General features: G+C 67.1%; 13 protein-coding genes. 7 read left to right on the forward strand and 6 right to left on the reverse strand.

Annotated elements, in window-relative coordinates:
- Positions 1 to 41: 41 nt before the first annotated feature.
- Positions 42 to 503 (forward strand): GNAT family N-acetyltransferase, encoded by a 462-nt coding sequence (locus AC5P66_RS02885; protein WP_049414262.1) that lies wholly within the window; start codon positions 42 to 44, stop codon positions 501 to 503.
- Positions 504 to 542: 39 nt separating this feature from the next.
- Here the strand turns inward: AC5P66_RS02885 and AC5P66_RS02890 are convergent, their stop codons facing one another.
- Both AC5P66_RS02890 and AC5P66_RS02895 read right to left on the reverse strand, forming a co-directional pair.
- Positions 543 to 1,790, reverse strand: coding sequence for a TIGR03862 family flavoprotein (locus AC5P66_RS02890; protein ID WP_049414260.1), 1,248 nt, complete (start codon positions 1,788 to 1,790; stop codon positions 543 to 545).
- The gene (locus tag AC5P66_RS02895) at positions 1,777 to 2,211 is read right to left on the reverse strand and encodes an FKBP-type peptidyl-prolyl cis-trans isomerase (RefSeq protein ID WP_049414258.1); all 435 of its coding nucleotides are present in this window, start codon (positions 2,209 to 2,211) and stop codon (positions 1,777 to 1,779) included. The genes AC5P66_RS02890 and AC5P66_RS02895 overlap by 14 nt, the downstream gene beginning before the upstream one ends.
- A 70-nt stretch (positions 2,212 to 2,281) precedes the next feature.
- On the opposite strand from AC5P66_RS02895, the gene AC5P66_RS02900 reads away from it, so the two are divergent.
- The 4 genes from AC5P66_RS02900 to AC5P66_RS02915 all read left to right on the forward strand — a co-directional run bounded on the left by AC5P66_RS02900 (position 2,282) and on the right by AC5P66_RS02915 (position 5,459).
- A complete protein-coding gene (locus tag AC5P66_RS02900; RefSeq protein ID WP_049414256.1) occupies positions 2,282 to 2,647 on the forward strand; it encodes a DUF6164 family protein in 366 nt (121 codons plus the stop codon).
- A 290-nt stretch (positions 2,648 to 2,937) separates the two neighbouring features.
- Positions 2,938 to 3,705, forward strand: a complete 768-nt coding sequence (locus AC5P66_RS02905) for a sulfurtransferase (RefSeq protein ID WP_049410727.1) — start codon at positions 2,938 to 2,940, stop codon at positions 3,703 to 3,705.
- 191 nt (positions 3,706 to 3,896) lie between these two features.
- Entirely contained in the window at positions 3,897 to 4,892 is a 996-nt protein-coding gene (locus AC5P66_RS02910) for an LLM class flavin-dependent oxidoreductase (RefSeq protein WP_049438818.1), read from the forward strand.
- Between the two features lie 69 nt (positions 4,893 to 4,961).
- Positions 4,962 to 5,459 carry a pyridoxamine 5'-phosphate oxidase family protein gene (locus tag AC5P66_RS02915; protein ID WP_005416015.1) on the forward strand — a complete coding sequence of 166 codons (498 nt, stop codon included), beginning with the start codon at positions 4,962 to 4,964 and terminating at the stop codon, positions 5,457 to 5,459.
- A 112-nt stretch (positions 5,460 to 5,571) separates the two neighbouring features.
- On the opposite strand, the gene AC5P66_RS02920 is transcribed toward AC5P66_RS02915, so the two are convergent.
- A complete protein-coding gene (locus tag AC5P66_RS02920; protein WP_099495006.1) occupies positions 5,572 to 6,231 on the reverse strand; it encodes an exopolysaccharide biosynthesis protein in 660 nt (219 codons plus the stop codon).
- Positions 6,215 to 7,519, reverse strand: a complete 1,305-nt coding sequence (locus AC5P66_RS02925; RefSeq protein ID WP_049410714.1) for a hemolysin family protein — start codon at positions 7,517 to 7,519, stop codon at positions 6,215 to 6,217. The genes AC5P66_RS02920 and AC5P66_RS02925 overlap by 17 nt, the downstream gene beginning before the upstream one ends.
- 292 nt (positions 7,520 to 7,811) lie before the next feature.
- Here AC5P66_RS02925 and AC5P66_RS02930 point away from each other — a divergent pair, with 292 nt between their 5' ends.
- Positions 7,812 to 8,438 carry a DUF47 domain-containing protein gene (locus AC5P66_RS02930; protein ID WP_004152833.1) on the forward strand — a complete coding sequence of 209 codons (627 nt, stop codon included), beginning with the start codon at positions 7,812 to 7,814 and terminating at the stop codon, positions 8,436 to 8,438.
- A gap of 13 nt (positions 8,439 to 8,451) precedes the next feature.
- Complete coding sequence (locus AC5P66_RS02935) at positions 8,452 to 9,573, forward strand: inorganic phosphate transporter (RefSeq protein WP_019658889.1); 1,122 nt, start codon at positions 8,452 to 8,454, stop codon at positions 9,571 to 9,573.
- 354 nt (positions 9,574 to 9,927) lie between these two features.
- Here AC5P66_RS02935 and AC5P66_RS02940 read toward each other — a convergent pair whose 3' ends face one another.
- Both AC5P66_RS02940 and AC5P66_RS02945 read right to left on the reverse strand, forming a co-directional pair.
- The gene (locus AC5P66_RS02940; RefSeq protein ID WP_049416641.1) at positions 9,928 to 11,424 is read right to left on the reverse strand and encodes a S10 family peptidase; all 1,497 of its coding nucleotides are present in this window, start codon (positions 11,422 to 11,424) and stop codon (positions 9,928 to 9,930) included.
- 110 nt (positions 11,425 to 11,534) lie between these two features.
- Positions 11,535 to 12,113, reverse strand: a complete 579-nt coding sequence (locus AC5P66_RS02945) for a GNAT family N-acetyltransferase (protein WP_049416639.1) — start codon at positions 12,111 to 12,113, stop codon at positions 11,535 to 11,537.
- Positions 12,114 to 12,153: the final 40 nt, after the last annotated feature.

Consider the following 12,153-nt stretch of genomic DNA (forward strand, 5'->3'; position numbering starts at 1 on the left):
CAGCCGAGCCGAGCATGGGCTCGGCGCTACAAGGAGGCGCCATGCAGTTCAGGACCGGTACCATCGACGATGTCGCCACGCTGTGGGCGTTGCGCACGCGCTGTGTGCGCGAAACCTGCAGCAGCCATTACCCTCCCGAGGTCATTGCACCGTGGTCGGCCTCGCCGCCACCGTCGCAGTATGCGCGGTTGCTGGGGCAGGGCGGTTGCGTGGTGGCCGAGGACGGGCAGGGTGGTCTGCTTGGCTTCGGCGTGTTTGATGCCGATGCCAATGAAGTCGATGCGTTGTTCGTAGATCCGGATCATGGCGGCCAGGGCATTGGCCAGGCGCTGATGCAGCGCCTGTTGGCGATGGCCGATCATGAGCGCGAAGTGGTGCTGTCGGCGTCGCTCAATGCCGTGCCGTTCTATCAACGGCAGGGCTTTGTCAGCGTGCGTGAGGAAGCCTATGCGCATCCCAGCGGTGTGGCGCTGGCCTCGGTGAGCATGCGCAGGCCGTGGTGATGTGCCGTCGAGCATGGGCTCGACGCTACACGGCAGGCGTCACCGCCCGGCCAGCCACCCGATCACGCCCTCGGCGGCGCGCAGGCCACTGGCATAGCACGCCGTCAGCAGGTAGCCGCCGGTGGGGGCTTCCCAGTCCAGCATTTCACCGGCGCAGAATACGCCAGCAACGGCCCGCAGCATCAGGCCGTCATCCAGCGCATCCAGGCGCACGCCACCGGCGGTGCTGATCACCTCGGCCATCGGCCTGGGGCGCAGCAGGCGCAGCGGCAGGCGCTTGAGCGTGGCGGCCACAGCTGGCAGGTCGTTGCCGGCCTCCCTGCCAAGAATCTCGAACACGAGTGCGGCCTTCACCGCATCCAGACCCGCCTGGCGGCGCAGGTGCTCGCCGAAGCTTCGGCCCTTGCGGGGACGTGACAGGTCGGCCAGCAGGCGTGCCTCGTCGCGACCGGGCACCAGGTCCAGCCACAGCATTGCGTGGCCATCGCGGTTGATGGTCTCGCGCAGGTCGGCGGCCAACGCGTAGACCAGACTGCCTTCAATGCCATATTCGCTGGCCACGCACTCGCCCTGCAGTGACCGCGGTTGTCCCGCTAGGTCGATCCAGTGCGCGACCACCGGCTTCAATGGTGCGCCGGCATTGCGCTGGGCAAAGAACGGCGTCCAGTCCACGTCGAAGCCACAGTTGGCCGACTGCAGCGGCGCGATGTCCACGCCACGCGCCCGCAGTGGCACGACCCAGGCGCCATCACTGCCCAGCTGCGGCCAGCTGCCGCCGCCCATCGCCAGCACGGTGGCATTGGCGCGGACATCGACTTCGCCCGCATCGGTGGCAAAGCGCAGGGCGCCGTCGTCGCTCCAGCCGATCCAACGGTGGTTGGCGTGCAGGCGCACGCCCTGTTCCTTCAATCGGCGCACCCAGCCGCGCAGCAGCGGCGCCGCCTTGCGGTCGACCGGGAACACGCGGCCGGAGCTGCCCACATAGGTTTCCACGCCCAGGCCAGCGGCCCAGTCACGCAGTGCCTGTGCGTCGAAGCCGTCCAGCCAGCTGCCGACCACAGCGGCCTGCTCGCGGTAGCGGCTGTCGAACAACGGCCGCGGATCGGAATGGGTGAGGTTGAGGCCGCCCTTGCCGGCGATCAGGAACTTGCGGCCAGGCGACCCCTTGGCCTCGTACAGGTCGACCTCCAGCCCAGCGGCACGCAGGCGTTCGGCGGCGAACAGGCCGGCCGGGCCGCCGCCAATGACGACGACCCGACGGGGCATGGCGGCATTACGGTTTGACATCGAGCAGCTCGACGTCGAACACCAGCGACGAGCCCGCTGGAATCGGGCCGACCTTGCGGTCCCCGTAGCCGTAGTCCGGCGGAATCATCAGCGTGCGCTTGCCGCCGACCTTCATGCCGGCCACGCCCTCATCCCAGCCGCGGATGACCTGGCCGGCGCCGAGCGCGAAGGTGAACGGCTCGCCGTGCTTGAAGGAGCTGTCAAAGGTCTTGCCGTGCCTGGTCTCGGTACGGTTGTCGTAGATCCAGCCGGTGTAGTGCACCGTGACCTTGCTGCCGGCGATGGCTTCGGCGCCGGTGCCGGGCACGGTATCGATCCGCTCGAAGGTGGTCAGCGTGCCGCCGGGCGGCGGGCCGGATGGCTCGGTCGAGCAGCCAGCGGCGGCGAGGGACAGCAGCAGGGGAAGCAGCAGGCGGCGCATCGGGCGTCTCCAGAAGGGCGCGGGGCGAGGGCGGCAAGGGTAGCGCATCGGCGCCGGGTATCATGGCGCCATGGCAAAACTCCTGCTCAATCTGCGCAATGTCGGCGACGACGAATATGCCGATGTCTGCACGCTGCTCGACCAGCACGGCATCGCCTGGTATCGCACCGAACCCAGCCCGTGGGGCATTTCCAATGGTGGCCTGTGGCTGCGCGACGACGCTGATCATCCGCGTGCGAAGGCGCTGATGGCGGAATACCAGGCCGAACGCGGGCCGCGCATCCGTGCCCAGCGTGAGCAGGCGTTGCGCGAGGGCACGGCGGAGACGTTCGGCAGCCTGTTCCGGCGGCGGCCGCTGTTCGTGGTGCTGGTGCTGCTGGCGATGGCCGGTGCGGCGGCGCTGGTGCTGCTGCCGTTCGTGTTGTTGCGGGGGTAAAGGGGGCTTCTGGCCGGGTTGCACCCCGCACCCGCAGACGCAACGGCAACGTCAAAAGCCGGGCTTCAGTGGGAGGGTGGGGCGGTGTGGGCAGGCGGGGGACGGCAAAAGCTGCTCCTGCGTGCCTCGTAGAGCGCCATCCATGGTGCTCTGCGCCCCCGCCTGCCCACACCGCCCCACCCCTGACAGATTCCGGGTGTCTGCCGGGCTTGGGGTCGGATCCCTCTGCTGCGCAGAGGGCACTGAACCCTGAATCTGTCTGTGCGGGCGGGAGGCGCTAAAATGGCGGCATGATCGCCAATACCGCTGCCTACCATTTCGCCGTCATCGACGCCCCCCAGGCCCTGTGCGACCAGTTGCTGGCGCGCGCCGAGGCGGCGGAGCTGCGGGGCACGATCCTGGTGGCGGGCGAGGGGCTGAACCTGTTCCTGGCGGGTGCCCCGGAGGCCGTCGAGGGCTTCTATGCAGCGCTGCATGCCGATGCGCGTTTCGCCGACATGCGGGTCAAGACCAGCCTGAGCGAGCACCAGCCGTTCGCGCGGCTGAAGGCCAAGGTCAAGGACGAGATCATCAGCTTCCGCCGCGATGACGGCCAGCCGCTGGGCTATCCGCGTGCACCGTCGGTCGATCCTGCCACCGTGCAGCGCTGGCTTCGGCAGGGGCATGACGATGCCGGCAAGCCGGTGGTGATGCTCGATACGCGAAATCTGCAGGAAGTGGAGTACGGCACCTTCAAGGATGCGCTGGTGTTGCCCATCCGCAAGTTCACCGACCTGCCCGAGGCGCTGGCGCCGCATCGCGATGCGCTGCGGGACAGCACCGTGGTCAGTTTCTGCACCGGCGGCATCCGCTGCGAGAAGGCCGCGCTGTGGATGGTCAATGACGGCATGGACAATGTCCTGCAGCTCGATGGCGGCATCCTCGGCTACTTCGAGGAGGTGGGCGGCGAAGGCTACGAAGGCCGCTGCTTCGTGTTCGATGAGCGCGTGGCGCTGGATGCCGAGCTGAAGCCGATGGTCGACCAGCCGCTGCCCGAACCGCGCCCCAGCGCGTTCTGACGCTTGCCCGGTAGAGCCGGCCGCTGGCCGGCTGCCAGGGCACGTTGCCCGCCGGCCAGCGGCCGGCTCTACCGGACCAAGCGCAGCGGGTCCTGAACCCGCCCTACGGGAATCAGCATCCCGCCACCGTCACTGGCCGCTGCGCCCGGCCGCCCCCATGCAGAGGTGATCCTGTGACGGAAAAGCGCCTGATGATCCCGTTGTCGATCCTTGACCTGGCCCCGGTCTGCGAGGGCAGTGACACCACCGCCGCCTTCGCCAACATGCTGGAACTGGCCCAGCACGCCGATGCACTGGGCTACCGCCGCTACTGGCTGGCCGAACACCACAACATGCCCGGCATCGCCAGTGCCGCCACCGCCGTGCTGATCGGCCATGTTGCCGGTGGCACCCGGCGCATCCGTGTCGGCGCGGGCGGCATCATGCTGCCCAATCATGCCCCGCTGCAGGTGGCCGAGCAGTTCGGAACGCTGGCCTCGCTGTATCCGGACCGCATCGACCTTGGCCTGGGCCGTGCGCCGGGTACCGATCAGCCGACCGCACGTGCACTGCGCCGCTATTTCGACAGTGCCGACCAGTTCCCGCAGGACGTGCGCGAGCTGCTGCACTACTTCGAGCCGGTCCAGCCTGGACAGGCGGTGCAGGCCGTTCCGGGGGGCGGCCTGCGAGTGCCGACCTGGATCCTCGGTTCGAGCCAGTTCGGCGCACGCATGGCTGCCTCGATGGGGCTGCCATATGCATTCGCCTCGCACTTCGCGCCGGACGTGATGGACGAAGCGCTGGCGGTGTACCGCCGCGAATTCCGCCCCTCGGCCACGTTGAAGCAGCCGCACGCGATGCTGGCCCTGAACGTTGTTGCCAGCGACAGCGAAGCCGAGTCGCGTCGCCTGTTCACCAGCCAACAGCAGAGTTTCGTCAACCTGCGCCGCGGCCGGCCCGGCAAAATCCCGCCGCCGATCGACGACATCGAGTCCTTCTGGGAGCCGCACGAAAAGCTCGGCGTGGAACGGGCCCTGGCCTGCACCGTACTGGGCGATCCGCAGCAGGTGGCCGAGGGCATCGCCGCTTTCGTTGAGCGGCACAAGCCTGACGAGCTGATGCTCACTGCCAACCTGTATGACCACCGTGCGCGCCTGCGTTCCTTCGAGCTGGCGATGAACGCCTGGCATGGCCGCCACGCGGGCTGAACAATCGCGTCACGGCCCGTTGCGGCCGATCCGCGTCTGATGGGAGCTCCCACTTCTGGAGTTCCCACCATGGCCGAGACCCGTGCCGAACACATTGCCCAGCTGGCTGAACTGATCAAGGACGTGGAGGTGGCGATGTTCACCACTACCGGCGTCGACGGGCGACTCTACAGCCGGCCGTTGGCCACCCAGCAGGTCGCCTTCGACGGTGACCTGTGGTTCGTGATCACCGCCGACAGCCCGAAGGTGGCCGAGATCGCGCTCGACCCGCGCGTCAATGTGGCCTATGCCTCGCCATCGAAGAACACCTATGTGTCTGTGGCGGGGCGGGCGCGGGTTGTCGATGATCGCGCGAAGATCGAAGAGCTGTGGTCGCCGGCGATGAAGCTGTTCTTCCCCGCCGGCAAGGAGGACCCCAACCTTCGCCTGATCCATGTGCGCGCCGATAGCGCCGAATACTGGGACGGCCCGGGCACCTTGCTGGGCAAGGCGTTGAGCTTCGTGCTGTCGGCGGTGCAGGATGATCCGGCACCGCTGGCGGACAACGGATTCGTCGACCTTCGGTGATTGCCGCATCCACGCGTGGCGTGGATCTAGCGGATGCGGGTAGTGCCGGCCGCTGGCCGGCAACCCTGGAAGCGTGGCAGCCGGCCAGCGGCCGGCTCTACCGGATGCCGCTTCAGAACCAGCGCTGGAACAGCTCCACTGTATAGCCCACCAGCTGCCCAGAACTGAAGCCGAAGAACGCGATCGCCACCAGTGCTGCGATCCAGTTGAACAGCATCAATGCACCATCGCGCTCCAGCAGCGCCAGCGAGAACAGCAGCAGCTGGAAGCCGAACAGGAAGTTGGTGAACGGAATCGGCAACGACAGCAGGATGCCCAGCAGCACCAGCAGCAGGCCGCTGAAGGCGTGCGCGGGCAGCGGTGTCAGCAACTGCGGCAGGCGAGGCTTCAGCATCCTGTCCAGCCGCCGCAACGGGCGATCGATACGGTCCAGGAAGCGGTGCATGGTGCCGCGCTTCGGCCCGCGTCGGGCAATGAAACCGGGTAGCCAGGGCCGGCGCAGGCAACACAGCATCTGCAGGCCGATCAGGACCACCAGTGGGCCGCTGACCGCCCCCCCCATGCCCGGGATCGGGATGAACGAGGGCAGGATCGCCACGAACAGGAACACGCCGAACGCGCTCTGCTGCAGGTTGCTGAGGATCTGGCCGAGTGGCATGTGCTCGGCGGGATCGCCCGAGGCGAACATCTCCAGCAGGGTGCGGATGCCCTCGTTGCGGTAGGTCGGGCGCTCCGCACCCTGGCCCTGGCCGGCCTCAGGCGGTGAGCTCATCGGCCTGCTCGTCGGACAACGTGCGCAGCAGCAGCTTGTCCACCCGCGCACCGTCCAGGTCGACCACCTCGAAGCGCCAGCCGGCCCAGTCGAAGTACTCGCCTGCGTGCGGGATGCGGCCGAAGTAGTGGATGCACATGCCGGCCAGCGTGTAGTAGTCGCCATCTTCGGCATCGGGCAGCTCGTTGCTGCCGATCAGCTCGCGCAGGTCTTCGATCGGCAGCGAGCCGTCCACCAGCAGCGAGCCGTCCTCGCGGGTCACCACCAGCGCATCCTCGTCGGCATTTTCCACTGCCTGCAGGCGGCCGACCACCGCGCCCATCAGGTCGCTGATGGTCACCAGGCCCTGGATCTCGCCGTACTCGTCCACCACCAGCGCCATCGACTGCTGTTCCTCGCGGAAGATCTCCAGCAGCTTCATCGCGTGGGTCGATTCGGAGACGTACAGCGGTTCGCGCAGGGTCTGGAACAGCGCGTTGTCGCCGCGCGCCATGCGCGTGGCCAGCGATTTCAGCTCCAGCACGCCGACCACGTCCATGTCGTTATCGCGGTACACCGGGTACCGCGAGAACTCGTGCTCGGCCATGATGTCCAGATTGCGCTCCAGCCCGGCCTGGGTGTCGAGCCAGGCAATCCGGTTGCGCGGGGTCATCAGGCTGTCGGCGGTGCGGTCGCCCAGGCGCATGACGCGGTTCATCATGTCGCGCTCGTGGGCGTCGATCACGCCAGCTTCGTGGCTCTCGGCCACCAGCATCCGGATCTCTTCTTCAGTCACCTGCGCGGCCTCGTCCTTGCCCAGGCCCAGCACCTTCAGTACCAGCTGGGTGGTCTTGGACAGGAGCCAGACGAAGGGCAGGGCCAGCCTGGCCAGCCAGCTCATCGGCATCGCGACCAGGCCGGCAATGGCCTCGGAGCGGGTCAAGGCCAGACGCTTGGGCACCAGTTCGCCGAAGATCAGCGTGATGAAGGTGATCAGCGAGACCGCCAGGGCGGTGCCCACCTCGCGCGCGTACGCAAAGCCGGGCATCAGGCCCTGCAGCCAGCCGGCGATCGCGTCGCCGATCGCATCACCACCGAGGTAGCCGGTCAGCACGCCGATCACGGTGATGCCGATCTGCACGGTGGACAGGAAGCTCTCCGGCTTCTCCGAAAGCTCCAGCGCCTTGGCGGCGCGCTTGGAGGTGGCGGCCATCTGCTTCAGGCGGCTCTTGCGCGAGGTCATGACCGACATCTCGGACATGGCGAAGAAGCCGTTCAGCAGAACAAGCGCGAAGACAATCAGGATCATTTCAAACACGGGCGTCGTCCCCGGTTGGTGGCAGGGAGGGCGGGTGCTTGCGATGGCGGCTGGCGCTCAGGAACGGGGTCCGGCGCGGCGCAGGGGGATTAGGGTCGTCGTCCATAAGGTGCGCCCGAAGGCGCGCTGGCATCTTAGCAAAGGGGCGTGGCAGGGTGGCAACCGCCTGTTCAGGTTGGGGCTCCAAGAGCCCGGAAAGGGTGCGGGGATACCCGTGATGGTCATCTAGCCGTCATAATTCGCTCTGGTGCCGTCCTTCCCGCGACGGCTGACAGGTTTCTCAATGTTCTCTCTGCAGACCATTTTCGGTTCCGGCAAACAGTTCTACACCCTGCTCGATGAGGCTGCCGTCGCGGCTTCCGATGCCGCCAAGGCGCTGCATTCCATGCTGCGCGAGGCCGACCGCCAGCCCGCGCTGGACGCCTTCAAGCTGGCCCGCCTGCGCGAACGCGCGGCCTCGGACAAGATCAGCCAGGCGCTGGTGGACAGCTTCATGACCCCGATCGAGCGCGAAGACATCGAAGCGCTGGGTTCGGCCCTGTACAAGATTCCGAAGCAGATCGAGAAGTTCGCCGATCGCTATTCGCTGGCCACGACCCACCTGGAGCACATCGACTTCGCGCCGCGCGCGGCGATGCTGGAACAGGCCGCCGGCGTAGTGGTGGAGATGGTGGCCGACCTGCGCCACATGAACCTGGACCGGATGACCGCGCTGAACGAGAAGCTGCGTTCGCTGGAGAACGAGGCCGATCGCCTGATGCTCGAGTTGTACCGCGACATCTACTCCGGTCGCCTGGACAACCTGCAGATGTTCCTGCTGAAGGAATTCTTCGAGATCCTGGAAAAGGCCATCGACCGTTGCCGCGAGGCCGGCGTGGTGGCGTACCAGATCGTGTTGAAGAACAGCTGACGGACGCCGCCGCATGTTGACCCTTGTCCTGGTGGTGATCCTGGCCGCGCTCGTCTTCGAGTTCATCAACGGCTTCCACGACACTGCCAACTCCATTGCCACCGTAGTGGCGACCAAGGTGCTCTCGCCCGGCTGGGCGGTGATGCTGGCCGCCTTCATGAACCTCATCGGTGCGCTGACCGGCACTGCGGTGGCGCTGACCATCGCCTCGGGCCTGCTCAACACCAACGTGGTCGAGGTCACTCCGCAGGTGATCCTGTGCGCCCTGCTGGGCGGCATCATCTGGAACCTGATCACCTGGTGGAAGGGCCTGCCGTCCTCGTCCTCGCACGCCCTGATCGGTGGTCTCTGCGGTGCCGGCCTGGCCGCGGCCCACAACAACTGGGACGCGCTGATCTGGTCGGAGCGCCTGGGCAGCTGGGCGCAGAACAAGGGCCTGCTGTGGAAGGTGTTCGTGCCGATGATCACCTCGCCGATCGCCGGCTTCCTGCTCGGCATCGTGGTGATGGTGCTGCTGTGGGCGCTGATCGCCGGCCTGGCCAAGGTCGGTGGCGCCATCGGCCGCCTGGCCCGTCCGCGCATCGTCAATGCCTTCTTCGGCAAGGCGCAGATCGCCTCGGCGGCCTACATGGGCTTCGCCCACGGCCACAACGACGCGCAGAAGACCATGGGCATCATCGCGATGACCCTGATTGGTGCCGAAGCCACCGGCGCACTGAACGATCTGCCGTCCTGGCTGGCCTTCATGCACCCGGACGCGCACGCCGGTGACGGCATCGCCATGTGGATCGTGCTGACCTGCGCGGTGGTGATGGCGGCCGGTACCGCTTCGGGTGGCTGGAAGATCATCAAGACCCTGGGCCACAAGATGGTCAAGTTGCACCCGATCCACGGCTTCGCTGCGGAGACCAGCTCGGCCACCATCCTGACCCTGGCGGCCCACTTCGGCATGCCGGTCTCGACCACGCACAGCATCTCCACCGCGATCATGGGCGTCGGCTTCGCCAAGAACCCGCGTTCGCTGAAGTTCGGCGTGATCGAGCGCATCGTCTGGGCCTGGATCCTGACCATTCCGGCCGCAGGCGGCTGTGCGTACCTGATCCTGAAGCTGTTCGAGCTGTTCGGCTGGACCTGATGCCCGCAGCCCTGGGGTCAGAGCCCTTCCCCTGAGGAAAGGGATCTGACCCCGACAATCGAAAAAGCCCGCCGGATTCCGGCGGGCTTTTTTCCATGGCAGATCATTCTTCTGTATCCAGTGTGTCGACCAAGGTCGACACCCACCAACAGCAGCAGGAACCTGTCGAAGGCGGGGTGGGGTGGATAGGCAGGACCGTTGGCGCCATGGATGGCGCCATCGAGCCCCCATGGACGGGTTTACGGCGCGTCCTGCCTATCCACCCCACCTCGCCAGCCCTCAGGAAGCCCGCTTTTGCCGTTGATCTTGCCGTTGCAGTCAGCGGGTGCCGGGCCGCAGGCCCGGCCGAACCCCTCAATTCCGTTGGAACAGGGCCTGCACATCCCTGCGGAACGCCGCCTGGCTGTCGGCCCGGCTGTAGAACATGTGCCCGCCCGGATAACTGCGCACCTGCACCCGGTCCGGATTGCTGCCCATCGTCGGCATCTGGTCCACGGTCAGGATCGAACCCATGAACGGGCACGACAGGTCGTTCCAGCCATGCACGATCAGCACCTGCAGGTGCGGGTCGATCGCCACGGCCTGGCGCAGCTGGGTCACCGCGCCATCGCGCAGCTCGCCATTGCGGTCCCACAGCCGGTTCACGTCGTAGTTCAGCGCCTGGTACCGCGCGTCCACCTTCCAGCCGACCACGCGCGTCACGAAGTCGACCATCGCCGTGGTCGTCGGCGCGATGATGCTGTCCAGCAGCGGATCGTTGGCGCGCTGCTCCGGATCGTTCGGGAATGGATCGAACGCGGTCACGTTGGAATCGTAACGGCTGCCCAGCGTGCCCTTGTCGCGGAACACTTCCCGCAGGTAGGCCTGGGTTTCCAGCCGGCCACCGGCACGGCGCACGAACTGCGGGTCCAGTCCGGTCAGTTCGGTCACCCGGCGCAGCATCGCCTCGGTCGCCTGCGGATCGCTGCGGCCCTTCATCAATGCGGTGGCGTAGTCGCCACGGGTGTATTCCACTACTTCGCGCATGGCTGCATCGGTCAGCTTGCCCTGGCGCTCCAGGTGCGCGGCGGCGATCGACGGCAGGGTCTGCATCCACGCCATCGGCGAAACATCGGCGTTGTCTTCCAGGGTCGGGCTCAGGTACGGCGAGACCAGCACCAGGCCGTTCATCGCAACACCCAGCCGGGTCTGCAGGTAGTGGGTGATGCGCGGGCCGCGGTAGCCGCCGTAGCTCTCGCCGGTCAGGTACTTGCGCGACGCCATGCGCTGGTTGCGCAGCAGCCAGTCGTAGATCGAGCGTGACAGGTATTCGATGTCGGCGCTGGGGTTGTACAGCGCTTTCTTCGCTTCATCGTCGCCGATGCGAGCGCGGCTGAAGCCGGTGCCGACCGGATCGATGAACACCAGATCGGTGAAGTCCAGCCAGGTGCCGGGGTTGTCGTGCAGCGTGGCCGGCGCCGACGCGCTGTCACCCTCGGAGCCGAAGGTCACCACCTTGGGCCCGATCGCGCCCATGTTGAGGTAGACCGACGATGCCCCGGGGCCGCCATTGAGCGCGAAGGTCACCGGCCGGTCCTTGCCCGGCATCGTGTAGGCGGTGAACACCACGTCGGCGATGACCTTGCCCCTGGCATCGCGTACCGGCAGGGTGCCGACGGTGGCGGTGTAGTCCAGGGTGCGGCCGGCCAGGCGCATGCTCTGGCGGGCCGAGGCGTCTGCGGGCAACGCAGGTGCCTCGGTCTTGTCGTCTTTCGGATCGGGCTTGGCGTCGGCATCAGGCGCGGCCAGCACGCTGGCTGGGGCGATGAGCAGGCCGACGCAGAGCGCGGCAGTGTGCAACAGGGACTTCATGGCACCGGGTGGGCAGCGGAAGGGGATTCCGATGCTAGGCCGGTGGCGGCCCAAGCCGTATGTGTCCAAAGGCATGGCCGGGCGTTGCGGCCGCTATTGGCCAGCTTGGGTCAAGCGGACAGGGCGGTTGCCGCTTTGTCATCGGCAAGCAGGCCGTAGACGGCCGAGTCGGCCAGTTCCCCCTGGATGCGCCAGCGCTGGCGCAGCACTCCCTCGCGGCGGAAGCCCAGGCGTTCGAGCACATGCGCGGAGGGTGCGTTGCGCGGGTCGATCTCGGCTTCCACGCGATGCAGGTGGAGGGTGCCGAACAGGTAGGCCAGTACCTGCTGCAGGGCCTCGTGCATGTAGCCCTGGCCCTGGCGGTCCGGTGCCAGCAGGTAGCCGATCTCGGCGCGGGCTGCAGTGCGGTCCACTGCAAACACCACGCAGATGCCCAGCAGTGGACCTTCCAGTGATTCGCGCACGGCCAGCTTCAGCTGGGTACCGATGGCATGGGCTGCGAGATCATCGTCGATCTGCTCGCGCGCCTCGGCCTGTCGCGTCCAGGCCGGATGATTCCACCAGCGCATCACATCGGGATCGGACTGCAGCGTGAACAGCGCGGCGGCGTCGTCACGGCGGATCGGGCTCAGGACCAGCCGTGCACTGTGCAGCGGCAGGTCGGGGAACAGCAGCGAGTGGCTGGCCAATACGGTGGTCCACGCGGATGGACGCGCATTATGGCGCCGC

Source organism: Stenotrophomonas sp. YJH_SMC_122, assembly GCF_059369535.1.